The sequence below is a fragment of the Streptomyces deserti genome (assembly GCF_054782695.1).
Map to the genome: position 1 here is coordinate 128,010 of NZ_BAAGRZ010000006.1, position 23,638 is coordinate 151,647.

At 73.0% G+C, this 23,638-nt stretch carries 16 protein-coding genes and 1 pseudogene; 11 read left to right on the top strand and 6 right to left on the bottom strand.

The window, feature by feature from the left end:
- Positions 1-539: 539 nt before the first annotated feature.
- From ACYVMZ_RS14130 to ACYVMZ_RS14165, 8 genes are all read left to right on the top strand, one after another.
- Positions 540-1,547, top strand: a complete 1,008-nt coding sequence (locus ACYVMZ_RS14130) for a hydroxyacid dehydrogenase (protein ID WP_461079312.1) — start codon at positions 540-542, stop codon at positions 1,545-1,547.
- A 394-nt stretch (positions 1,548-1,941) separates the two neighbouring features.
- Positions 1,942-6,417, top strand: a complete 4,476-nt coding sequence (locus ACYVMZ_RS14135) for a Tat pathway signal protein (protein WP_461079314.1) — start codon at positions 1,942-1,944, stop codon at positions 6,415-6,417.
- Positions 6,418-6,541: 124 nt separating this feature from the next.
- Entirely contained in the window at positions 6,542-7,861 is a 1,320-nt protein-coding gene (locus ACYVMZ_RS14140) for a radical SAM protein (RefSeq protein WP_461079316.1), read from the top strand.
- Positions 7,862-7,924: 63 nt separating this feature from the next.
- Positions 7,925-8,308: a hypothetical protein gene (locus tag ACYVMZ_RS14145; RefSeq protein ID WP_461079318.1), complete on the top strand. Its 384-nt coding sequence runs from the start codon at positions 7,925-7,927 to the stop codon at positions 8,306-8,308.
- Positions 8,309-8,497: 189 nt separating this feature from the next.
- Positions 8,498-9,985, top strand: coding sequence for a cellulose binding domain-containing protein (locus ACYVMZ_RS14150; protein WP_461079320.1), 1,488 nt, complete (start codon positions 8,498-8,500; stop codon positions 9,983-9,985).
- 328 nt (positions 9,986-10,313) lie between these two features.
- The gene (rsgA, locus tag ACYVMZ_RS14155; RefSeq protein ID WP_461079322.1) at positions 10,314-11,408 is read left to right on the top strand and encodes a ribosome small subunit-dependent GTPase A; all 1,095 of its coding nucleotides are present in this window, start codon (positions 10,314-10,316) and stop codon (positions 11,406-11,408) included.
- A 138-nt stretch (positions 11,409-11,546) separates the two neighbouring features.
- Positions 11,547-12,944, top strand: coding sequence for a DNA-3-methyladenine glycosylase 2 family protein (locus ACYVMZ_RS14160; protein ID WP_461079583.1), 1,398 nt, complete (start codon positions 11,547-11,549; stop codon positions 12,942-12,944).
- On the top strand, positions 12,944-13,450 hold the full coding sequence (locus ACYVMZ_RS14165) for a methylated-DNA--[protein]-cysteine S-methyltransferase (protein WP_461079324.1): 507 nt from the start codon (positions 12,944-12,946) through the stop codon (positions 13,448-13,450). Before ACYVMZ_RS14160 ends, ACYVMZ_RS14165 begins: the two co-directional genes overlap by 1 nt.
- 45 nt (positions 13,451-13,495) lie before the next feature.
- Here ACYVMZ_RS14165 and ACYVMZ_RS14170 read toward each other — a convergent pair.
- Both ACYVMZ_RS14170 and ACYVMZ_RS14175 read right to left on the bottom strand, forming a co-directional pair.
- Positions 13,496-13,858, bottom strand: a pseudogene (locus tag ACYVMZ_RS14170) (PPOX class F420-dependent oxidoreductase); the annotation flags it as partial.
- 89 nt (positions 13,859-13,947) lie between these two features.
- Positions 13,948-14,430, bottom strand: a complete 483-nt coding sequence (locus ACYVMZ_RS14175) for a DUF456 domain-containing protein (protein ID WP_461079326.1) — start codon at positions 14,428-14,430, stop codon at positions 13,948-13,950.
- A gap of 186 nt (positions 14,431-14,616) precedes the next feature.
- Here ACYVMZ_RS14175 and ACYVMZ_RS14180 point away from each other — a divergent pair, with 186 nt between their 5' ends.
- Positions 14,617-16,272, top strand: a complete 1,656-nt coding sequence (locus ACYVMZ_RS14180) for a protein phosphatase 2C domain-containing protein (RefSeq protein ID WP_461079328.1) — start codon at positions 14,617-14,619, stop codon at positions 16,270-16,272.
- A 505-nt stretch (positions 16,273-16,777) separates the two neighbouring features.
- Entirely contained in the window at positions 16,778-17,200 is a 423-nt protein-coding gene (locus tag ACYVMZ_RS14185; protein ID WP_461079330.1) for an ATP-binding protein, read from the top strand.
- Between the two features lie 64 nt (positions 17,201-17,264).
- Here the strand turns inward: ACYVMZ_RS14185 and ACYVMZ_RS14190 are convergent, their stop codons facing one another.
- Complete coding sequence (locus ACYVMZ_RS14190; protein WP_461079332.1) at positions 17,265-18,308, bottom strand: DUF2637 domain-containing protein; 1,044 nt, start codon at positions 18,306-18,308, stop codon at positions 17,265-17,267.
- A 316-nt stretch (positions 18,309-18,624) separates the two neighbouring features.
- Complete coding sequence (locus ACYVMZ_RS14195) at positions 18,625-19,518, bottom strand: (2Fe-2S)-binding protein (protein WP_461079334.1); 894 nt, start codon at positions 19,516-19,518, stop codon at positions 18,625-18,627.
- Between the two features lie 202 nt (positions 19,519-19,720).
- On the opposite strand from ACYVMZ_RS14195, the gene ACYVMZ_RS14200 reads away from it, so the two are divergent.
- Entirely contained in the window at positions 19,721-20,521 is an 801-nt protein-coding gene (locus tag ACYVMZ_RS14200; protein WP_461079336.1) for a GntR family transcriptional regulator, read from the top strand.
- Positions 20,522-20,852: 331 nt separating this feature from the next.
- On the opposite strand, the gene ACYVMZ_RS14205 is transcribed toward ACYVMZ_RS14200, so the two are convergent.
- On the bottom strand, positions 20,853-21,626 hold the full coding sequence (locus ACYVMZ_RS14205) for a hypothetical protein (RefSeq protein ID WP_461079338.1): 774 nt from the start codon (positions 21,624-21,626) through the stop codon (positions 20,853-20,855).
- 128 nt (positions 21,627-21,754) lie between these two features.
- Positions 21,755-23,428, bottom strand: coding sequence for a PucR family transcriptional regulator (locus ACYVMZ_RS14210; protein WP_461079340.1), 1,674 nt, complete (start codon positions 23,426-23,428; stop codon positions 21,755-21,757).
- Between the last annotated feature and the right edge of the window lie 210 nt (positions 23,429-23,638).

Consider the following 23,638-nt stretch of genomic DNA (forward strand, 5'->3'; position numbering starts at 1 on the left):
CGGTCGGTTGCCGTCTGGTCGTGTGCGGCTCCGGTCGCCCGACTGTTCCTGTCGCTCACCGTCCGAATCGCGCGCCATCTTTCGGTCGCGCGCGGCTCGGGCTGTCGGTTGGCTCCGGTCGGTTGCCGTCTGGTCGTGTGCGGCTCCGGTCGCCCGACTGTTCCTGTCGCTCACCGTCCGAATCGCGCGCCATCTTTCGGTCGCGCGCGGCTCCGGCCGTCCGTTGTCTCCGGCTGTCGGTTGTCTCCGGCTGTCGGTTGCCTCCGGCTGTCGGTTGCCTCCGGCCGTCCGTTGCCTCCAGTCGCTTGCCGTCTGGTCGTCCGCTGCTCCGGTCGCCCAACTGATCCCGCCGCTCACCGGCCGGTCGCGCACCGCTCCGGTCGCCCACCCCGTTCCGGTCGCGCACCGTTCCGGTCGCGCACCGCTCCGGCCGCCCACCCCTCCACCCGTCCATTGCTCCCGTCACCCAGCCCCACCTACCGTAGACAGAGCTTAGACAGCGCTTTCCCCGTAAACCGCCGAGCCGGAAGGCCACCTCCTTGACCGAGCGCCCCCGGGCACTGTTCGCCATGACCCCCGAGAACGTGCCGCAGGTCTTCCCGCCGGAGGTGCTGGCCCGGCTGCGCGAGTCCGTGGAGGTCGATCCCGCCCTGGTCGCGGAGGACTTCACCGACCCACGGATCCGCGCGACGCTCGCCCGCACCGAGATCCTGATCACCGGCTGGGGCTGCCCGCGCCTGGACGCGGCGGTCCTCGACGGGGCCCCGCACCTGCGCGCGGTCCTGCACTCGGCCGGCTCGGTCAAGGGCTTCGCCACGCCCGAGGTGTGGCGGCGCGGCATCGCGGTCTCCTCGGCGGCCGCCGCCAACGCGCTGCCGGTCGCCGAGTACACCCTCGCGATGATCCTGCTCGCCGGGAAGGACGTCTTCGCCGCCCGCGAGCGGCTGCGCACCGAACGCACCTCGCCGGGCTGGGGAATCGTCTCCGGCATCGGCAACTACGGCCGCCGCGTCGGCGTCGTCGGAGCCTCCCGCATCGGCCGCCGCGTCCTGGAACTGCTGCGCCCGTTCGATCTGCGGCCCGCCCTGACCGACCCCTACGTCGACGAGCGGGAGGCCGCCGCCCTCGGCGTCCCCCTGCTGCCGCTGGACGACCTGCTGCGCACCTCGGACATCGTCACCGTCCACGCCCCCGAGACGCCCGAGACCCGTCACCTGATCGGCCGCCGCGAGCTGGCCCTGATGCCCGACGGGGCCGTACTGATCAACACCGCGCGGGGCGCCCTCGTCGACCACGACGCCCTCGTCGACGAACTCCGCGCCGGACGCCTGACCGCGATCCTCGACGTCACCGACCCCGAACCCCTGCCCGCCGACTCGCCCCTGTACGACCTGCCGGGCGCGTTCATCACCCCGCACCTCGCCGGTTCCCAGGGCAACGAGCTGGCCCGCCTCGGCCGGACGGTCGCCGAGGAGGCCGAACGGCTCGCGGCAGGAGGGGAGTTGGCGTACACGGTGGACCTCGCCGCGCTGGAGCGCACCGCCTGAGTGCTCTCGCTGAGATTTCACGTTGAGATTTCGCGCTGAGATTTCGCGCTGAGCTTTCGCGCGGATGTACCGGTGCGGCCGGTTCCCCGCCGCCGCACGGCCGTCGATCCGCTTGCGCGGCCGAAGGACGGCAGCCGGCCTCTGTCACGGCAGCCGGTCTCTGTCACGACAACCGGTCTCTGTCATCCAGCGGCCTCCCCGCACATCTGGCTGACCCCCGCTGCCCACGCGAAATACCCTGTTCAGTCAAGGCAAGCCATGCCTGCCTCCTGAGTTTCCTCTCTCCAACCTCTTGCCGACTCCGGAAGGCCACCCCTAGCTTCCATAGAGACCGGTTTCTACCGTCGGTCCCGGACACCCGGTATCCCCCTCTTCGCCGTTGTGAGGTACCCGCATGCCCGTCACCAGAAGATCCGTCCTGGCCACGGCCGCCGCCGGCACCGGCACGCTCGCGCTGACCGGCTGGTCCTGGACGGCGGCCGAGCAGGCGGCCGCCGCCGAGGGCGAGGACGCGGGCGCGGAGGGCGCCGGACGGCTCGACCTGCTGGACTTCGGGGACCCGGACTCCGAGTCCGCCCACGGTTTCCACGGTCCGGACACCGAGGTCGTCGACGGCCACGCGGGCGACCGGGCCCGGGTCGCCAAGCCGCTCGCCACCCCCGACATCAAGGGCGGAGACCTCCGCTTCACCCTCGCCGTCGACCCGGTCCACCAGAACTACCTCACCGTGAAGTTCTGGGGCGGCGACACCTCGGCGTACAAGACCATCGCGTACATCAACGGCGAACAGATCGGCTACCGCCGCTCCGGCGACTACGAGGCCCTGAACACCGGCACCAGCCGCCCGCTGCCCGGTCGCTTCTTCTACGCCACGGTGATGCTGCCGCTGGAGCACACCCGCGGGCAGACCCGGGCCGAGATCACCCTGCGGACGTACGACAGCGGTTTCAGCAACAAGGTCATGGCCGACTCCCGCGGCTACTACCGCGCCTACACCCACACCGGCGCGTACCTCGACCTCACCGGCGACCCGCAGGCCGGCTTCACCCCGCCGACGGACACCGTCCCCGACCTCGACGACACGGCCGAGCAGGCACTCGTGGACGGGTACGTCGCCGCCCAGGTGAAACTGTTCAACAGCCTCTCCGCGAAGGTCGACGCCTCGCCGACCGGCAACCTGTCCATCGTCCGGTACGTGGAGGAGCTGTTCTTCTACGCGGGCGCCCTCGCCCGCGCCTCGTGGTGCCCGGCCAGGACGCCCGCCCAGAAGAGGGCCGCGCTCCTGCGCGTCTTCAAGTGCGTCGACAACCACACCAAGGACTACTACGGCAACACCAAACTGCTGGCCCGCGGCGGCCACCAGGGCGACTGGGGCGGCTACTACGGCGCCCTCGGGCAGGCGCTGTACCTGGTCGAGAACGTCATCGCCGACAACGACGTCTACGGGCGTGACGCCTTCGAGGCGTTCCTCGACGAGCCGTTCACCACCGGCACCGACGAGGGCGAGACCTCGCTCAAGGACGTCGGCTGGGACGGCGGCCCGCTGACCCGGCGCGGCGCCTGGGAGCGCGTCCTGAAGGCCAACTTCGACTACGCCCGCTCCCGCCTGTCGTACATCTACAACCAGGTGATGTACACCTACGAGGGCGCCTGGGAGGCCCACGAGGGTCTGCGCGTCATCGGGTCGGGGTGCTACGAGGGCAGGGCGCGCAGCCACCGCATCGTGGGGGAGAGCCTGGGCTGGGAGCCCTTCCTCGGCGAGGAGGTCCTGGTCGGGCCGGACGGCCGGGAACTGGACCTGTTCCACTCGCTCTTCCACCACGACAGCACGGCCCGCTGGACCGACGACTACGTCAGGTACGTCATCAAGGGCCTCGCCAGGTCCAAGCTCGACGAGGACGGAAACGTCGTGCGCCGCCTGCCGCTCGGCCGGCACTACACGACCATGACCGAGGCCGGACACACCCGCGAAAACGGTTACGTCGCCAACTACGGCGAGGCCACCAACTACCTGCCCGAGTGGTTCCACCGCACCTGGGGCCACCAGGGCGACGAGGACCTCAACGACCGCATCCTGGAACTCGCGCTGCGCAACCTGCACGCCCGCTCCCACGCCCGCATGACCGACCTCGACGACACCCTCAAGCGCACCATGCGCATGGAGATGGTGATCGACGAGCGCAACACCAACTACCCCGGATTCCCCGGCTATGTGCTGCGGATCTCCGAGGGCAAGATCCTCCACTACGTCTCCCTGGCCCGGCACATCGCCGAGCACCCCGACCGGTACGCGGGCGAGAAGTGGCGGACCACCCGGGCGTACGCCCGTGAGGCGGTCGGCTTCGCCCAGCAGCAACTCGCCGACCACCAGTACTTCAGCACCTTCTCCTCGGTGCAGGCGAAGTACAAGTACGACCTCGAACTCGGCGAGACCTGGGGCTGGTTGAAGGCCCAGGAGCCGACCGGCATCGTCCACCCGCACACCGACTTCGCCTACTACACGCCCGCCGAACTGTCGGCGCTGGGCGTCCGGACGGGCGACTACGAGCGCTTCGCGTGGGTCGACGTGGACTGCATGTTCGTGTCGCTGCGCGACGGCGGCCTGCACCTGTGGGGCCACCTCAACGAGCGGCAGCGCGGCTTCGCCCGCAACGGCCGCCTGCACGTCCGGCACGCGAACCGCGACCACATCGTGCAGCTCCAGACCGACGGGCGCTTCCAGTACGAGGACTACTGGGCCCGCATGGACAACATCGACGTCGACTTCATGGAGGACCAGCAGACCCGCGACGGCTCCGCGCCCCAGGCCCTGGCGGGCGAGATCGCGCCGATCACGTACCAGCCGGGCGTCGGCACGGTCCACCGCGAGAACTTCGAGGCCGACCACGCGTACTCGGGCTATCCGGACCTGCTGACGGCCCGGTACGGCCGGTACGTCTTCGTCTTCAACACGACGCGGAAGGCGTACGGCAACGAGCGGACGTACGAGGTGGAGGTCGAGTCGGCCGGGCCGGCCGTCCTGGACCTGGTGAGCGGCCAGGAGCTCCCGGTGCGCGACGGCAGGGTGAGCGTGCCGCCGAAGACCGGGCTGGTGCTGAAGCTGCCCTCCGAGCGGACCGCCGAACTCCCGCCCTCGCACGTCGACTTCGTGCACACCCTGCCCGGCGACGGCTCCGTCACGGTCACCTGGCAGACCACGGCGGGCGCCACGCACTACGAGGTACGGCGGGCCACGCGGCGGCAGGGACCGTACGAGGTCGTGGCCGCCAGGGCGAGGGGCCGGCACTTCGTCGACGAGTCGGCGCGTGAAGGCGAGACGTACTACTACACGGTCACGGCCGTCAACGCCCACGGGCACGGCTGGACGTCCCACGCGATACGCACACCGGTGGAGCCTTGTGCCTCTCCCGGTCTGAAGAACTCCGGCTGGCGCGACGACGCCCTGTTCAAGGCGAGGCCGGGCAGCGCGGCCGTACGCGGTGCGACGATCCGCGTGCTCGGCGCCCACGGGGACGGGCTCGACGAAGGCGACGACTACAAGGTCGCGTCGCGCGGCATCGAGGACGAGCTGCACTTCGTGAGCCGTCCGGTGGCCGGCGGCTGCGTGCTCACCGCACGCGTGGACGGCGCGCGCGGCCCGGTCACGGCGCTGATGCTGCGCGACCGGCTCGCGGCGAACACGCGCCACGTCGCCTTCGGCGCGGACGCCGACGGCACCCTCGTCCTCCACAACCGCACCCGCGACAGCCGCCACGACTGGCAGGACGACGTGCGCTCCCCGATCACCGTCCGGCTCGACGGGCGGACCCTGGCCGCCACGCCGTACCTGCGGCTGGTCCGTGACGTCGCCACGCATCGCGTGCACGGCCAGGTCTCGGCCGACGGCGAGACGTGGGTGACCGTCGCGAGTCTCTTCACGCCGTTCCCGTACGCGGTCCACGTGGGCCTCGCGGCCACCGGTGACGCGGAGTTCACGCGGGTCGCCGTGGACCGGATCCCGGCGAACGCGGTGCTCGTGGGGGTCGAGCGGGACGGCGAGACCGTGACCCTGCGCTGGAACAAGCCGGAGGACGCGCTGACGTTCACCGTCTCCCGCTCGACGGACGGCGAGACGTGGGAGGTGACCGAGGCGGACAGCCGCGCCTTCACCCACGAGGAGAAGGGGCTGCGGCACGGCAAGCGGTACTACAGGGTCACCGCGGCCCTGGTCGGCGGTGGCACCCGGCCCTCCCCCGTCGCCGTCGCGGTCGCCGAGACACTGGCCGACGTGCTGGCCCGGGCCCGCCGGACCGGGGCCGCCGAGTGGACGAGGAAGAGCTACGCGGCGTTCGTCGCCGAGCTCGACCGCATCGAGCAGGACACCGGCACGGACGACGACTCCCGGATCGACCGGGTGTACGCGGCGTACGAGCTCCTCGTCTCCCGCGAGACGCTGCTGCGGCGGGTGCCGGTCACGGCGCCGATGGTGAAGGCGTCGACGATCGAGTGGCCGGGCCGAGGCACTCAGGCGTCCAACGGTTGGCGGGCCTTCGACGGCGACCCGGCCACGTACACCGACACGCTCGCGGCCGAGAGCTGGATCGACATCGACGCGGGCGACGCGGGCCCGCTGGTCGTCGACAGGCTCCGCGTCCTGCCGCGCGCGGGCTACGCGACCCGGGCGACGGGCACCGTGCTGCGCGGCTCGGCCGACGGCGGGGCGACCTGGACCGACCTCCACACGATCGGCGCCACGACCGAGGCCACCTGGTACGAGGGCAGGCTGCCCGCCACCGCGTCGTACCCCCGGCTCCGCCTCTACGACGGCCACAACGGGCGGTGCAACCTCGCCGAGGTCGAGTTCTGGTCCTACGCGCCCGAGGAGGACTGAGCACTGCGCGCCGCCCAGGGGCCGGTGCGCCGCAGTCCCGCCTCCGAGGGGACCCGGTCCCGCTCCCGCACACCCGTGGGCATACCGTGAGGAGTCGTACGCCTGAGCCGGGAGGAGACACGGGATGGGCAGCCGTACCGCGCTGGTCGAGGATCTGATGGAGCGATTCCCGCACGTACCGCGGGAGGCCGTCTTCAAGGAGGACCTGCTCCGCGGCGGTGTGGCCTTCGACCCGTCGGCGCTGAGCGACAACGAGAACGGTGAGGTCAAGCCGAAGTCGTACTTCATCTTCTCCTTCGACCACGGCACCCTGCCCGAGCTCGGCGAGGCGGCCCTCAGGCGCCCGCCGGAGGAGATCATCCTCACGGGCGGCCCGTACGACCTGCGCCGGACGGTGGTGTCCGTGCGCGTGAACCCGTCCTCGCCGTACCGCGTCGCCGCGAACGAGGACGGCATGCTCGGCCTCTACCTCGACGGCAAGCGCATCGCCGATGTCGGTGTGCCGCCGATGCCGGAGTACTACCGGCACACGCTCAGCAACGGAAAGTCGGTCATGGAGGTGGCCCCCACCATCCAGTGGGGCTACCTGATCTACCTGACGGTCTTCCGTGTCTGCCAGTACTTCGGCGCCAAGGAGGAGTGCCAGTACTGCGACATCAACCACAACTGGCGCCAGCACAAGGCGGCGGGCCGGCCGTACACCGGAGTGAAGGACGTCGAGGAGGTCCTCGAGGCCCTGGAGATCATCGACCGGTACGACACCCAGAAGGCCTCCACCGCCTACACCCTCACCGGCGGCGCGATCACCAAGACGGTCGCCGGGCGTGACGAGGCCGACTTCTACGGGCACTACGCCAAGGCCATCGAGGAGCGCTTCCCGGGCCGCTGGATCGGCAAGGTCGTCGCCCAGGCGCTGCCCAAGGCGGACGTGCAGCGGTTCAAGGACTACGGCGTGCAGATCTACCACCCCAACTTCGAGGTGTGGGACCGCCGGCTGTTCGAGCTGTACTGCCCGGGCAAGGAACGCTACGTCGGCCGCGACGAGTGGCACCGCCGCATCCTCGACTCGGCGGACGTCTTCGGCGCGCGCAACGTGATCCCCAACTTCGTGGCGGGCGTGGAGATGGCCGAGCCGTTCGGTTTCACCACCGTCGACGAGGCGATCGCCTCCACCACCGAGGGCCTGAGCTTCTTCATGTCGCACGGCATCACGCCCCGCTTCACCACCTGGTGCCCCGAGCCGACGACCCCGCTCGGCAAGGCCAACCCGCAGGGCGCGCCGCTGGAGTACCACATCCGGCTGCTGGAGGCCTACCGCGCCACCATGGACGACTTCGGCCTGACCTCCCCGCCCGGCTACGGCCCGCCCGGCCCCGGCCGCGCGGTGTTCTCCGTCAGCTCCTTCATGGACAGCCTCCCGGCGGAAGAACCGGTCGAGGTGTAACTCCCCCCGCCCCGCCGGACGTAGCAGGGTGTCACAACGGACGGCGGACGGAAGGGGGCAGGTGTGCCGCAGGACGCCAACGAGCTGCGCGGGCGGCGGCGCGACGGCCGGCTCGCCGCCCGTCTGGGCCGTACGGCACCGGTGGCGGCGGCCGCACCGGACCACGCCGGTGGAGTCGTCGAGGCGCTCCACGTATGCCAGGCGCTCGCTGCGCTGTCGACGCGCGACCAGGAGCCCCTCCAGCTCATCGGCCGGGACGGCCTGGACACGGCCGCCGCCGCCCATGGCGTCCACGGTGGCCCGCAGTCGATGTGGGCCGGGATCGATACTTCCTGGCCTTCCTTCCGTATGACTCTCGGAGCCAGGAGGACTGGATGCGGGGAGTACCGGGCCGAGGCGCTCGACGCGCGCGGACGGGTCGTCGAGGTGGTGTACTCCGACCGGTAGGAGCGGGTGGGGGTGCGCGGCCCGGGCCACGCACCCCCGGTTCCCCGGTTCCCGGGCCTCTGCCAGGATTTGAATAGCGCGCTTGTCAGTTGTGCGGGAGACGTGAAAGGCTCGTCTCCTGCCGCGAGGTTTCCCCCAACTCCATTGCCAGTATGGTGAGTTGACCTCGCTCGTGGATGCAGGAGACCCATGCCCGACCTGCCGACCCCCCAGGACGCCACCGAGGCCGCGCTGTTCTCCGAGTGCTGGGACGCGGTGCTCTCCTACGCAGATCTGTGCACGGCCGGTTCCACCGCCGCCGCCCAGCTGGCCCGGGAGGCGTTCGCACACGGCATACGCGAGGCCCGCGCAGCCGAGTCCGGCACGGCCCGCGGCGCCGGCCGCCGCGCGTCCCGGCTGCCCCGGATCCCCCAACTGCTCACCGCCGTACGCACCACCGCGGCGGCCTGGGAGGAAGAGGGGCAGGGACACAAGCTCGACCCCGACCTGCGCCTGTGGCTCAACTCGGACAAGGCCGCACGCTACACCGGACCGCCCCTCGAGCGTCCGCTCGCCCTGCGCGGACTGCGCGACCTGCAGCAACCGGACGCCGAACTGCTGTGGCTGGCCGAGGTGGAGGCGCTGCCGCTGTCCCTGGTGGCCCGCCGGCTCGGCCTCGACCCGGCCACCGCCGCCGACGAACTCGCCCAGGTGCGCAACCTGTTCCGGGACCGCTGTCACCGCAACCACCTCGACACCCCGATGGACGCCCGGTGCCGCAGCTACGCCCGGCTGCTGGACGCCGTCACCCGCTCGTCCGCCGCCGACGCCCCAGGCGACCTCTCCCGGCACCTCGCCACCTGCGTGCGGTGCGCCGAGGCCGCCGCCTGCCTGCGGCTGCACGGCGGAGGACTGCCCGGGGCGCTCGCCGGCGGAGTGATCGGCTGGGGCGGCCTGGCCTACCTGGAGCGCCGCCGCCGGGCCGCCGAGGTGCGCCTGGGCGCCGGGCGCCCCGACACGCCGGACGTGGACACCGAGGACCCCGGGGAGCAGAAGGCGCGCGTCGCCCGCAACGGCCTGCTCGTCGCCGCCGTCCTGGTCTCCCTGCTGGCGCTCGCCGTGTCGATGATGCCCTTCGGCGGCACCACCGACGACCCCGCAGCGCGCGCCGACGCCGACCGTCAGCCGGTGGCCGACCCCGGCGTGTCCCTGCCGAGCGCCGAGCTGCCGTCCCCGGACGGCTCCCCGGACGGCTCCCCGGACGACGCCGCGGAGCCGTCCGACCGTGCCCCGAAGGACGTGCCGGAGCCGAAGAACCCGGACCCCGAACCCCAGGGCAGGTCCTCCTCCACCGCCGGGCGGAAACCGTCCGAGAGCGAGAAGGCGACCTGCCGGGTCGCGTACGACCTCGTCAACCAGTGGCCCGACGGCTTCCAGGCCACGGTCACCGTCACCACCAGCGAGCCCCTCGACTCCTGGCGCGTCACCTGGTCCTTCAAGGACGGCCAGCAGGTCGGCCAGATGTGGGACGCCACCGTCGCCCAGAACGGCGACCGCGTCACCGCCACCGCCGCCGACTACAACAAGACCGTCCCCGCGGGCGGCGACGTCTCCTTCGGCTTCCTCGCCTCCTGGCGCGGCACGAACTCCCCGCCGTACGGCTTCACGCTCAACGACCGCCCCTGTGTGAAGGCTTGACGAAGACCGCCCCGGTGTGAAGCCCGACGAAGGCCCGGCACGGCGGCGGCGACCGGCACGGAAAACCGGTTGACGGGCCCGCACGGCAGCGGACTACTGTTGCGGCACGCACCGCGGTGGCCGCCGGCCGCCGCATGGGAACACGAGTGGACTGAGGAGGTGTCGACCGATGGCTGTCTCCGCGATGGGCGCTGCCCGCATCCAGGAATCCATCAAGTCCACCTCCGTGGCCGCCGGCTGACACTCCTTTCACTTCCGCGCGTGCGTATCCGCGTATCTCCGCGTGCGTACGCGGCTGCCGGGGCCACCCTCATGAAGGGTCACCCCCTTGAGTTCCACCTCTCTTCGCCCGGCGCTGGCTCCCTACGGCTGGGACGATGCCTGGGCCGACGCGTTCGCCCCGTACGCAGCCGAAAGGCTGCTGCCCGGACGGGTCGTCCGGGTCGACCGCGGGCAGTGCGACGTGGTCACCGCCGACGGGACCGTACGGGCCGACACCGCGTTCGTCACCCCGCACGACCCGATGCGGGTCGTGTGCACCGGCGACTGGGTCGCCGTAGAACCCGACGGCAACACCCCGCGCTACGTCCGCGCGTACCTGCCGCGCCGCACCGCCTTCGTGCGCTCCACCTCCTCCAAGCGGTCCGAGGGGCAGATCCTCGCGGCCAACGTCGACCACGCCGCCGTCGCCGTGTCACTCGCCGCCGAACTCGACCTCGCCCGCATCGAACGGTTCCTCGCCCTCGCCTGGGAGTCCGGGGCCCAGCCCGTGGTCGTCCTCACCAAGGCCGACCTCGTGCCGGACGCGGCGACCCGCGCGCACCTCGTGCAGGACGTCGAGACCAGCGCACCGGGTGTGCCGGTGCTGACCGTCAGCGCCGTGGACGCGGAGGGCCTGGACGTGCTCGCCGCGATCGTCTCCGGCGGTACGGCCGTGCTGCTCGGGCAGTCCGGTGCCGGCAAGTCGACGCTGGCGAACGCGCTGGTCGGCGAGGACGTCATGGACGTCCGGGCCACCCGGGACGTCGACGGCAAGGGCCGCCACACGACGACCACGCGCAACCTGCTCACCCTGCCCGGCGGGGGAGTGCTCATCGACACCCCCGGCCTGCGCGGCGTCGGGCTGTGGGACGCCGGCAGCGGCGTCGGCCAGGTGTTCGCCGAGATCGAGGAACTCGCCGAGCGGTGCCGCTTCCACGACTGCGCCCACGACTGCGAGCCGGGCTGCGCGGTCCGCGAGGCCATCGACACCGGGGAACTGCCGGAGCGGCGTCTGGAGAGCTACCGCAAGCTGCTGCGGGAGAACCAGCGGATCGTCGCCAAGACGGATGCGCGGCTGCGGGCCGAGATCCGCAAGGACTGGAAGAGGAAGGGGGCGATGGGGAAGGCGGCGATGGAGGCCAAGCGGGGGCGTCTGCGCTAGGCGGACGCGCCTGGCTGCCCCGGCGCGGGGTGAGCGAACCCGCCCCGCGCCGGCCCCGGTGGCGCTGAACCCACGCCCCGACGCCACGTCCGATTTCCGCCAGCGGCGCCTCCCGCGCAGGCGGAGACTGGACACGTGATGGAAGAAGACCCCCGGTACGAAGCCGTACGCAGCAGAGACGCCCGTTTCGACGGCGAGTTCTTCTTCGCCGTCGAAACGACCGGCATCTACTGCCGCCCCAGCTGCCCGGCGGTCACCCCGAAGCGCCGCAACGTGCGGTTCTTCACCACGGCCGCCGCCGCGCAGGCACACGGCTTCCGGGCCTGCCGGCGGTGCCGCCCGGACGCCGTCCCCGGCTCCGCCGACTGGAACGTCCGCGCGGACGTCGTGGGCCGCGCCATGCGGCTGATCGCCGACGGCGTCGTCGACCGCGAGGGCGTCGCCGGACTCGCCGCACGGCTCGGCTACAGCGCCCGGCAGGTGCAGCGGCAGCTCACCGCCGAACTCGGCGCCGGTCCTGTCGCCCTCGCCCGGGCGCAGCGGGCACACACCGCGCGCGTGCTGCTGCAGACCACCGAGCTGCCCATCACCGAGATCGCGTTCGCGTCCGGGTTCGCCAGCGTGCGGCAGTTCAACGACACCATCCGCGCCGTGTACGCGGCCACCCCGAGCGCCCTGCGCGCCGCCACGCCGAACGGCCGCCCGACCCGCCGCGCGGCCACCCCGGCCGCCGGAATCCCGCTGCGGCTCGCCCACCGCGGCCCGTACCAGGCAGGTCACGTCTTCGACCTGCTGGAGAGCGAGGCCGTACCGGGCGTCGAGGAGGTGAGCGGCCCTGCGGGCGCCCGCACCTACCGGCGCACGCTCCGCCTCCCGTACGGCACCGGGATCGTCGCCGTCGCCGAGCGGCACGGCGCGCCGAAGCCCGCCTCCGGCGCCCACCCGGGCGGCTGGCTCGACGCCCGCCTGCACCTCACCGACCCCCGGGACCTGACCACCGCCGTGCAGCGGCTGCGGCGGCTGTTCGACCTCGACGCCGACCCGTACGCCGTCGACGAGCGCCTCGGCGCCGACGCGCGGCTGGCCCCGCTGGTCGCCGCCCGGCCGGGGCTGCGCTCGCCGGGCGCCGCCGATCCGGAGGAGCTGGCGGTCCGCGCGCTGGTGGGGCGTACCCGGGCCGAACAACTCGTACGGCGCTACGGCAAGACGCTCGACGCGCCCTGCGGCGGCCTCACCCACCTGTTCCCCGAGCCCGCCGTGCTCGCCGAGGCCGAGCCCGCCGGCCCGCTGGGCGCGCTCGCCGTCGCGCTCGCCGACGGCGCCGTACGCCTGGACCCGGGCGCCGACCGGGACGAAGCGCAGCACGCCCTGCTCGCCGTGCCCGGCCTGGACGCCCGCACCGTCGCCGAGATCCGCAGCCGCGCCCTCGGCGACCCCGACGTGGCCCCGCCCGGCGCCGACGTCCCCGACAGCTGGCGCCCCTGGCGCTCGTACGCCCTGCACCACCTGCGCGCAGCAGGGGAGTTGGAGTCTTGATGACCGACGCGACGACCTCGACGGACGCGACGTACTGGACGAGTGTGGCCAGCCCCCTCGGGCTGCTGCTGCTCACCGCGGCCCCGACCGGCGAACTGACCTCGCTGTCCGTGCCCGGGCAGAAGGGCGGCCATACGGTGCGGGGCGGGTGGCGGCGCGACCCCGGCCCCTTCCGGGCGGCCGAGGAGCAGCTCGCCGCCTACTTCGCCGGGGAGCTCAAGGAGTTCCGGCTGGCGTGGCGCACCGCCGGCACCCCGTTCCGGGAGAAGGTGTGGGCCGCCCTCGACGCCGTGCCCTACGGCGCGACCGTGACGTACGGGGAGATCGCCGCCCGGATCGGAGCGCCCAGGGCCGCCGTACGGGCCGTCGGCGGCGCGATCGGCGCCAACCCGCTGCTGGTAGTCCGCCCGTGCCACCGGGTGATCGGCTCCGACGGTTCACTGACCGGGTACGCGGGCGGACTGGAGCGGAAGGTCCACCTGCTCCGGCACGAGGGCGTCCTCTAGTCGTCCCCTCGGACGTCCCCCTCGGACGTCCCCTTCAGACGTTCCGTCGAGGCCCCAGCTGTGGATCCACCGCGGATGGATCCGGATCAGCTCCTCGCTGAAGTGCGGGCCCAGGTCGTGCGGACCGGTGAGCAGTTCCGCCTCCCCGCGGATCTCGATGCCGCGCACCTTCCAGGGGCGCACACTGACGACGTCGTCGACGACGAGGGAGGCCTTCGGATTCTTCTGGAGGTTGCGCCACTTCTTGGTGCGGCCCAGCGCGTAGCCGCCGATCAGGATCGTCCCGTCGTCCTGCGGGAAGAAACCGACCGGGTTCGCCTGCGGCTGGCCCTTGGGATCGACCGTGGCCAGCCGCCCCAGCCGCTGCGATTTCAGATACGTCCGTTCCGCCTCGCTGAGTTCGGTCATGGCGGTCAGCCAAGCACGCGCCGCCCGCCCGGCGCATCGGTTCCTCGCCCTATGCACACCTAGGACCGGGGGCGTACGCCGGGGGCGGATCAGCCCCAGAACACCGCCCCCAGCCACGCCCCCAGGATCAGCAGACAGGCGAACAGCTCGGCCAGAACGCTGGAACCGCCGGAGCGCATCGCCGAGCGCAGGGACGCCACCGCCTCGCCGTGGCGGCCCAGGCGCAGGCGCTCGGCGAGGTAGATGCCGGCCAGGAAACCGAGGATCGCGCCGAGGACGGGGATCAGGAAGAAGCCGAGGAACGCGCCCGCACCCGCGTACCCCATCATCCGGCGGGTGGCGCCGGTCGCCCGCAGCCGCCGGGGCGGCAGCACCCAGCGCACCACCTGGGAGAGGAACAGCAGGACCGTCGCGCCCACGAGCACCCACCACGCGACGGGCTCCGGATCCTTCAGCGCCCACCACAGGACCGCGGCCCACACCAGCCACGACCCCGGCGCCCCGGGCAGCAGCACTCCGCACAGGCCGAGCAGGATCACCAGACCGACCAGCAGGAGGTCCCACGCTCCCATCTGTCCAGAGTGCCGGAGGACGAAAGGCCACGCAGGTCAGCAGCGCTGCCTTCGGGGCCCACCCGGCGCTCTTCGTCGTATGACCGTTCTACGACTCACTCGACACGCCGCTCGGCGCGCGGTCGGAGCGGCGGTTTTTCCGGATGCACCGTTTTCATCCGGCCCGTGCGGTGGACAATTGGGGGCATGAGCCAGCAGGGGGGAAGGCCCACCGGTCCCGAGGACGACTGGTGGGGGCAGCTGTACGACGACTCCACCGGCGACACGGGCCCCACGCCCGCGGCCGATTCCCTGGACGACCGATTCGCCTCGGCGGCCGGGGCGGTGAGCGGCCGGGCCGCCTCCGGGGCCGTGGTTCCGGCGCCGCGGGCAGGCACCGACGACTCCGCGGACGCCCCGGGCGCCGCCGGTCCCGCACCGCAGCGCGCCCCCTGGGAGCCGCCGCCCGCCCGGCCCACCGGTCCCGTGACCTTCCGGCCCGGACAGAAGCCACCGGATCGGAAACCGCCGGATCGGAAACCGCCGGATCGGAACACCCCGGATCGGGAATCGCCGGATCAGAAAACACCGGAACACAAGCCGCCCAGTCAGTGGCCTGCGGGGCAGGCCCCTGCCTCCACCGAGACCCCCGGCACGACGGTCGCCGCCTCCCGGACGCCCCCCGAAGCCGCGCCGCCCACGCCGTCGGCCCCGCCACCGCCCGCGCCCCCTCCTGCCCCGGACGACCGCAGGGACGACCGCCGGGACGGCCCCGGCTCACCGGCCGACCCCCAGCCCGTACAGGGCACACGGGCCGAGTCCCCTGGACCTCTCACCGAGCCGGACCCGCCGACCGCCCGCCCCGGCCCCCGCCTCGACCGTCCGGCTTCCCCGCCTTCGTCCCGCGCCTACGTCGGCTCCCGCCCGCCCACCTACGACGCCGAACCCACCGCGCTCCCGCCCGCCGACCCCGACGGCCTGGACGACCTCGTCGCGGACACCGTCCTGGACGGCGCCCGGTACGGGGCCTGCACGCTGCGCGCCGCCTCCGTGCGCGGGGACTCGGCGCGCTACCGCGGGGAGCCGCGCCGCGACTCGCTGCTCACCGCCCGGTTCGGCACGGGCGAGCAGGCCCTGGTCCTGGTCGCGATGGCGACCGGCACCCGGGCGACACCGGGAGCACACCGGGCGGCCGCCGAGGCCTGTCACTGGATCGGCCGGGCCGTGGGCCGCAGCCATCCCCGGCTCGTCGAGGACATAAGGGCCGGCCGGCGCGGCGACCTCAAGTCCGGCCTGCACCGCCTCACCGGCCGCAGCCTCGGCAAACTCCGCGCCAGCGCCGCCGAACAGGGCCTGGCACCGGAGGAGTACGCGGCCTCCCTGCGCTGCCTGCTCCTGCCCGCCGACCCCGAGTGCCGTACGCGGATCTTCTTCGGCGTCGGCGCGGGCGGACTGTTCCGGCTGCGGGACGGCCGGTGGCAGGACATCGAACCCCAGGCCGCCCAGGTCACCGGCGAACCCGTCGTGGGCTTCGGTTCCCCGCCCACCGAGACCCCCGAGGGCGACCGGCTCACCATGGACCTGGGCATCCCCACGCCTCCCAGCCCGTACGAACCGGCCCCGCAACCGCCCCCCGAGCCCTTCCGCTTCCGCGCCTCCGTCGCCCGCCCCGGCGACACACTCCTGATGTGCAGCGCCGGCCTCGCCGACCCGCTGCGCGGCGAGGCCGAACTGTGCGCGTACCTGACCGAGCGCTGGTCCGGCCCCGAACCCCCCGGCCTCGCCGCGTTCCTCGCCGACACCCAGGTCCGCGTCAAGGGGTACGCGGACGACCGTACGGCGGCCGCTGTCTGGGAGGCGTGACGTTCCGCGGGTTCCCGCAGGGCCTCCCGGGCGGGGCGGCGCGACCGTCGGACTTCGGCCAACTTCGCCGCCCCGCCGTGGGCCGGCACCACCAGCCCCACCTCTTCTTCGCGTACGGCCGGATGGGCAGACGGCACTCGGCAGATGGTCCGATTCCCGGCGGTCCGGTTCCGGGCCCCGGACGCGAAGGTCCCCAGGCGCGGGGGATCCGCTGACCCGCCGCCGTCTTTGGAACCACCCCCGCCGTCAGCAGCGGACGTACCGGCTCACCTCAGCCGCCGCGGTATCCCGCGCCGTTCCCCGGCCGTGCCGGGAACACCCTGCCCGTGGCCGAACACCTGGTCGTTGACGATTCGAGATGACTGGCGCGGTTTTGACCGGGCAAGGATCCCCGTGAACGTGTTCGAGCAGGAGGGGAACCGACATCGGCACGCGGGCGGGGGTCATGAAGAGGCAGGCACGAGGAGGCGGTCCCCTAGCGATCGGGGGCTCCTCGGCGGAAACGATGGAGGACAGGACCGACGGCGCCGCGGATCAGGCGCCGGCGCCTCAGCTCAGGCGCCGGCTCGGGCGGGCGGACCTGCGGGCGGTGCCCGAGGCCCGCAGGGCGCTGCGGGAACTGCTCAGGCACTGGGGGAGGCCCGGACGATCGGACATCGCGGAACTGCTCACCAGCGAACTCGTCACCAACGCACTCGTCCACACCGACCACGACGCCGTCCTGACGGCCACCGTCGGCCCGCGCGGACTGCGGGTGGAGGTACGGGACTTCGTGGCCCACAGACCCACGCCGCGCGCACCGGACGCCGGCGACGGCACGCACGGCAGAGGCCTGGCCCTGGTGCAGTCCCTCGCGGACGCCTGGGGGGTCCGCCCGCACGGGGTGGGCAAGGCCGTCTGGTTCGAACTCGACGCGGACGCCGCATGACGACGGGAGGGGTGCGGCCCGCAGGCCGCACCCCTCCCGCTGATCCCACTGAGGGCACCCGCTCCTAGCCGAACTGCTGCTCGAGGTCCTTGAGCTTGCGCTCCAGGGAGTCCAGGCGCGGCAGGGCCATCGTGTCGTCCTCCGCGGTGAGGTCGACGGTGACCGGATCAGATGCGCCGCGCACGGGCTGCAGGGAGGGACGCGAGCGGACGGGCAGCTGCTCCGGCGCGGATATGGCAGGCTCCGCGGAGACCATTTCGGAGCCGCGCTCCACGGCCTGCACCTCGATCTCGCGCCCGCCGCCGCGGCCGACGAAACCGCGGTGACCGCGGCTGATCGCCTTGAGCTGGGCGCGCTCCACGCGCTCCTGCTCGCGGCGGCGCCGCCGGGCCTCATCCTTCTGGCGCTTGTCCTCGCGCACCTCCTCGACCGCCTCGTCGAGGCTGCGGACACCCTCCAGGAGCATCAGCGACCAGGCCCGGTACGTCTCCCGGGGCGCCCGCAGCCAGCGGACGATGCGGATCTGCGGCAGCGGCCTGGGCACCAGACCCTGCTCGCGCAGGGCGGCCCGGCGGGTCTGCTTCAGCGCCCGGTCGAACAGCACCGCCGCGGACAGCGACATGCCGGCGAAGAAGTGCGGGGCGCCGTCGTGGCCCACGCCCCTGGGCGCGTGCACCCAGTTGAACCAGGCCGCGGCGAACGCGAACGTCCATACGAGTATCCGGGAGCCGAGCGCCGCGTCACCGTGGCTGGCCTCGCGTACCGCGAGCACGGAGCAGAACATGGCCGCGCCGTCCAGGCCGAACGGGACCAGGTACTGCCAGCCGCCGGACAGGCCGAGGTTCTGCTCGCCGAAGCCGACCAGGCCGTGGAAGGAGAGCGCGGCGGCCACCGCGGCACAGCAGAAGAGGAGGACGTAGGAGACGGTGCCGTATATGGCCTCCTTGCGCCTGCGGCGCTCTTCGGCACGTTCCCACGAATCGTCGGCGCTCGTGTCCTTGACCGAGGTGCGCTTGCCGCGCGCGAGCACCGCCACCGCCGCCAGCATGCCCAGGAGCAGCACGGCGCCCGGAAGCAGCCAGTTCAGCGATATGTCGGTCAGTCTCATCTAGGGGTCCCTTGCATTGGGATAGGGCGTAACGCCCGCCATAGTGGCCCAATCCCACCGGCCCTCAGGGGGTTTCGGGGCAAGAGGCCGCCAAGGAAGTGCAAGGGGATGCCCAGGGCGGCGTTCTGCTCGAACTGCCGCTTGAGGGGCGGGAGTTGAGTTCGAATAAGACTACCCGTACGGATGGTTCCACGGAAACTTCCCGCGACCGGTGAAGAAGGTGTGAATCCGTTGTGGCCGTGTGGGTGTCCCACTTGCGGATGATCTTACGGGACGCGGTGGAGTGCCGGGCCGTCCGCCGTTGCCTGAGGGGGCCTCAGCCGGTGGCGGCGGCCGTCGGTTTGGCGATGCGGTCCGTCTCGCAGGTGCGCGGGCAGGTGGCGCAGGTGTCCTCGGGGCGCAGTGTGTAGAACATGCAGCAGCTCACCCGGTCGCGGGTGTGACGGGGGCGCCCCCTGCCCGAGCGAAGTCGAGAGCTCGGGGGAGGCTCGCCACCCGGCCCGGGCAGCTCACGGAAGGCCGCCGCGCCGGCGTACGGCTTGGTCGACCCGGGCAGCAGCAGTTCCAGCTCGCGTACCGCCCGCTGCTCCGCCGCCTCGCCGAGCAGCTGGGCGACGTACCACAGCCCTTCGACGATCTCGTCGGTCGCCATGCCCCACAGGGCTCGGCCGCGGCGTCGCATGCGCGGGCCGAAGGCGACGAGGACGGGCTCCAGGTGCTCGGCGACCGCCGCGCGGACCTCGGCGCGCAGCGTGTCCTCGTCGGGGACGACGCGTGCGCCGGGCAGGGCGGCGGCCGGGTCGCCGGGCAGACAGGCGAAGCCGCCCGGGCGTACGGCCATGCGGCCGATGGCGAGACCGGGGGCCGTGCGGTCGTACGAGACGTGCGTCACGGGGTAGCGCGGCACCCGGCGGTGCAGGAACCAGGGCACGGTGATCAGGAGGCAGGCGGGCCAGGCGTAGCGGTGCAGGCCGAAGCCGGCGACCACGTCCGGGCGGGCCTGCCGGCCGTAGTCACGGCGTATCTGTGTGTCGTCCCACGCCAGGAACGCCTCCAGGGCCGCCCCGCCCTCCGCGAGCCGGTCGGCGCGGATCCAGCCGCCGCCGCTCGGGGGCTCCTGCCCGGGCTTCAGCTCGGTGACGGCCAGCCCCGGGAAGACCTCGCTCAGGCGGGCGTACGCCGCCGCGACGGGCGAGGGGGGCAGGGGCATGCGGACCACCGTTCCGTGTCGGGTCGAGGTCTGGGTGCGGCCTGGTCGAGCCTGGCTGGTTTCAGGTGAGCCTTACCTTACCCAAGATCGGCGGGATTTGAACTGACGGCTTGTGCGCTTATCGTGCTTGACGGGCGAGTAACAACTCGCCGTAATGACCCCATGTACTGACACAAGTGCTGACACGTCCGGAGGAGGACCCGTGAAGCAGGGCGCGCAGGGCTCCGCGGGCTCCGCCGAGACGGGCATACCTCAGGTCCGGGCCGGGCAGGCGCGGGTGCCGGCGCAGGGCAGGACCGTGAGCGGGGCCGCGAGCGGCGCCGCGCGGGGTGAGCACACGCACAGTGCGCCGGAGCTTCCTCGCCCCCGTCCCGTCGTCCAGCGGTCCTCAGTGCGCGGACAGATCCTCGACGCGCTGCGCACCGCGCTGGTGTCGGGGGAGCTGCGGCCCGGCGAGGTGTACTCGGCGCCGGTGCTGGCCGAGCGGTTCGGGGTGTCCGCGACGCCCGTGCGGGAGGCCATGCAGCAGCTGGCGCTGGAAGGGGCCGTCGAGGTCGTGCCCAACCGTGGGTTCCGGGTGGTCGAGCGGGGGGCGCGGGAGCTGGCGGAACTGGCCGAGGTACGGGCGCTGATCGAGGTCCCGGTGATGCTGCGGCTGGCGCGCACCGTGCCCGCCGAGTGCTGGGCCGAGCTGCGGCCGCTGGCCGAGGCGACGGTTCGGGCGGCGTCGTCGGGGTGCCGGGCGACGTACGCCGAGGCCGATCGGGCGTTTCACCGGGCGGTGCTGTCGTTGTCCGGCAACGCGCAGCTGGTCCAGATCGCGGAGGACCTGCACCGGCGCGCGCAGTGGCCGTTGGTCGGGGGCGGGCCCGGGGCGCCGCGCGGGCGGGCGGAGTTGGTGGCGGACGCGCATGAACACACGGCGTTGCTGGACGCGTTGATCGCCCGGGATCTGGATGTGGTGCGGGCGTTGGTCGGGGAGCATTTCGCAGGGGCTGGATAGGGGCTGTGTAGGGGCGGGTGTGGGTGCGGGCGCGGATGCCTGCGGCGGCCTGTGCGGCTTCGGCGGGGGTTGCTGTCGCGCCTACGCAGTGGGGGTGGGCCGGGGCCGCGCCGGGGGTGTCCGTCCTCGGTCTGCCGTTCCGTCCCCGGCCAGCACACGGGACGTCAACGGCATGCGCTGCGGGCGGCCCCCGACACGTCCCCTTGCCGCCGTAGGCGGCTGCGGGTGCGTCCACCCTGTCGCGTGCAGCCGCTCAGTGCCCGCGGCGCCGGGTTGCGCACCCACCCCGCCTCAGTACGAGTGCCGGGCACCTGGCACCGCTACCGCCCCGTCAAGCCGTCGCCGCCGGCGGAGCCAACTGTCCCGCCAGCCAGGTCGGTACGCCCCCGAGCAACCGGAACAACCGCCGTGCCTCGTCCCGCAGTCGGGACGCCTCCGGCTCCGTCTCCGTGTCCGCGAGGGACACCAGTGCGGGGGCCGTACCGACGAGGTAGCCCAACTCCTCGCGGATGCGGAGGGATTCGGCGAAGCCGTGGCGAGCCTCCGCCAACTCGCCTTCGCGCAGGGCCAGTCCCGCCATGTGCCGCCAGATGCACGAGAGCAGGAGCTGGTCGTCGTGGGCCGTGGCGCCCGCGTGGGCGCGGTGGAACGCGGCACGGGCCGCCTGCGGGGCCTCGGCGAGGTTCTGGGCCACCAGTCCGCGCCGGAAGTCCAGCAGGGCCCGGCCCGGCGCTCCCGGAGGGATCAGCGCGGCGGCGCGGCCGAGCGCGGCGCGTGCCTCGTCGGCGCGGTCGCGTACGCCGAGCAGGGTGGCGGCGTACGCCAAGTACCCGCGTTCACAAGCGGCCGCGCCCCGCTCGTCGTCGCTGTGGGCCAGCGCCTCGGCGGTGCGCAGCGCGTCCTCGGCCTCTTCCCAGCCCTGCCCGGTGTACAGGCACCGCTCCCCCAGCAGCGAGGCACGCTGGAGGGCGGCTGCGGGAGTGGCCGGTACCAGCAGGGCTGCCGCGTCGGACCAGCAGGCGCGGGAGCGCAGCCGCCACACCGCGGTCTGGAGGGGATCGTCACCGGCGGTCGTTCCGTTACCAGACATGGCGGTATGCGCCACGTTGCCCTCCCCGAGCACGCCATCGAGCTGTTGAGTGGTGGCGGCATCTCAGCACGAATCGCCCGGCCCGGCCAAGAGGGTGGGTGAAGGATTTCACAAAGTCATGGGACTCGGCGGCGTCGCGGGTTTCAGCTCATCCGGAGTGCCAGGAAGAAGTCCAGCTTGTCCTCCAGGCGGGACAGGTCCCGTCCCGTCAGCTGCTCGATGCGGCCCACCCGGTAACGCAGCGTGTTGACGTGCAGGTGGAGGCGGGTCGCGCAGCGGGTCCAGGAGCCGTCGCAGTCGAGGAAGGCCTCCAGGGTGGGAATCAGTTCGGCGCGGTGGCGGCGGTCGTAGTCGCGCAGGGGGTCCAGGAGGCGGGCCGTGAAGGCGCGGCGGACGTCGTCGGGGACGAAGGGGAGCAGGAGGACGTGCGAGGCCAGTTCCTGGTGGCCGGCCGCGCAGACCCGGCCGGGGCGGGCCGCCGCCACGCGGCGGGCGTGGCGGGCCTCCTCCAGGGCGCCGCGCAGGCCCTCCGCCGAGTGGACCGCCGCGCTGACGCCGAGCGTGACCCGGCCGTCGTCGTTCAGGCCGGCCGTGAGCGGGTCGCGGACCGAGGCCAGGAGTGCGTCGGCCAGGATTCCGGTCTCGGAGCCGTCGTGTTCGGTGGAGACCGCGGGGAGGGGGACGAGGGCGATGGCCTCGTCGCCGGTGTGGGCCACGGCGATGCGGTCGGAGGGCTCCGGGCCGGTGGAGAGCGGGTCGGCCAGGATTTCCTCCAGGAGGGACTGGGCCGCCGGGCCGCCGTCCATGTCGCCGCCGTCCCAGTCGACGCGGGCCACGACCACCTGCCAGTGCGGGGCGGCGCCCAGGCCGGGGAGGAGGACGGGGGCGGCCACGCGCAGACGTGCGGCGATCTCGGCTGGGGCCGCGCCCGTCTGCACCAGTTCCAGGACCTCCTGGGCGAGGCGCCTGCGGACCGTGCGGGCCGCGTCGCGGCGGTCGCGTTCGACCGCGATCAGCTGGGTGACGCCGTGCAGGAGGTCGAGGCGTTCCTCGGGCCAGTCCCCGGCGTCCGCCTCGACGGCCAGCAGCCAGTCGGACAGCACCGTCTCGCGGACGTCCCGGGCCGCCTGCGGGGCGCGGCCGCTGGAGCGGATCGGGAAGAGGGAGTAGGTGGTGGTGCCCAGGATCACCCGGTGGGGGCCGCGGCGGCCGGTGCGGGTGGCCGCCAGGTGTTCGGCCGCCAGCTTCGCGCACACGTCGGAGGGGAGGGCGGGGCCCGCGACCTTCGGGCCCGCGATGAGCCGGCCGGTGGGGGACAGGACCCAGGCGCGCAGGTCCAGGTCCGAGCCGAGGAGGTCGAGGACGACGTCGGGGCCGCCGCCTGCCGGGCCGGAGGTCATCATGCGGCGGTGCCGGTCGACGACCGCCGCCAGGTCCCCGGCGCGCTCGCCGGAGACCTGCCGTACGACGTGTTCGGTGATCGTCGCGAACGCCACCGACTCGTGCACCGCGAAGAGGGGGAGGCGGTGGCGGGCGCAGGCGACGATCAGGTCGTCCGGGACGTCGCCCAGTTCCGCCTCGCCGGCCGCCAGGGCGGCCACCCCGGCCTGGACCAGGGTCCGTACGAACGGCTCGGAGTCGGCGGCGTCCCGGCGCCAGGCCAGGCCCGTGAGCACCAGCTCGCCGCCCGAGAGGTAACGGCTGGGGTCCCGCAGGTCGGTGGTCATCACACCCCGGACGGTGCGGTCCAGCTCGTCCTCACCGCCGAGGAGCCTGAGGCCCAGCGCGTCGGTGTCCAGCAGTGCGCGCAGCCGCATACTCGTCGCCGCCGTTCTTTGTCTCGAAATCTTCGCTGAATTGTGCAGGGTGATGGGTGAGGGGCCCGTTCGGCGGGGTGGTGAGCGGTGCTCGCCGTCTCCCGAGCTGTGTCCCGGCTGTGTCCCAGGTCACGCGGCTGTGTCTCGCGTTTCCACAGGAAAACGAGGAGGTTACTGATGCCCTCCGTTCATACGAATCTACAAGATGAC

What these genes read in the sequence shown, in the direction of transcription:
- ACYVMZ_RS14135 (WP_461079314.1), top strand. Translation starts at nt 1,942, where the DNA reads ATGCCCGTCACCAGAAGATCCGTCCTGGCCACGGCCGCCGCCGGCACC.
- ACYVMZ_RS14140 (WP_461079316.1), top strand. Translation starts at nt 6,542, where the DNA reads ATGGGCAGCCGTACCGCGCTGGTCGAGGATCTGATGGAGCGATTCCCG.
- ACYVMZ_RS14150 (WP_461079320.1), top strand. Translation starts at nt 8,498, where the DNA reads ATGCCCGACCTGCCGACCCCCCAGGACGCCACCGAGGCCGCGCTGTTC.
- ACYVMZ_RS14160 (WP_461079583.1), top strand. Translation starts at nt 11,547, where the DNA reads ATGGAAGAAGACCCCCGGTACGAAGCCGTACGCAGCAGAGACGCCCGT.
- ACYVMZ_RS14165 (WP_461079324.1), top strand. Translation starts at nt 12,944, where the DNA reads ATGACCGACGCGACGACCTCGACGGACGCGACGTACTGGACGAGTGTG.
- ACYVMZ_RS14175 (WP_461079326.1), bottom strand. Translation starts at nt 14,430, where the DNA reads ATGGGAGCGTGGGACCTCCTGCTGGTCGGTCTGGTGATCCTGCTCGGC.
- ACYVMZ_RS14180 (WP_461079328.1), top strand. Translation starts at nt 14,617, where the DNA reads ATGAGCCAGCAGGGGGGAAGGCCCACCGGTCCCGAGGACGACTGGTGG.
- ACYVMZ_RS14185 (WP_461079330.1), top strand. Translation starts at nt 16,778, where the DNA reads ATGGAGGACAGGACCGACGGCGCCGCGGATCAGGCGCCGGCGCCTCAG.
- ACYVMZ_RS14190 (WP_461079332.1), bottom strand. Translation starts at nt 18,308, where the DNA reads ATGAGACTGACCGACATATCGCTGAACTGGCTGCTTCCGGGCGCCGTG.
- ACYVMZ_RS14195 (WP_461079334.1), bottom strand. Translation starts at nt 19,518, where the DNA reads ATGCCCCTGCCCCCCTCGCCCGTCGCGGCGGCGTACGCCCGCCTGAGC.
- ACYVMZ_RS14210 (WP_461079340.1), bottom strand. Translation starts at nt 23,428, where the DNA reads ATGCGGCTGCGCGCACTGCTGGACACCGACGCGCTGGGCCTCAGGCTC.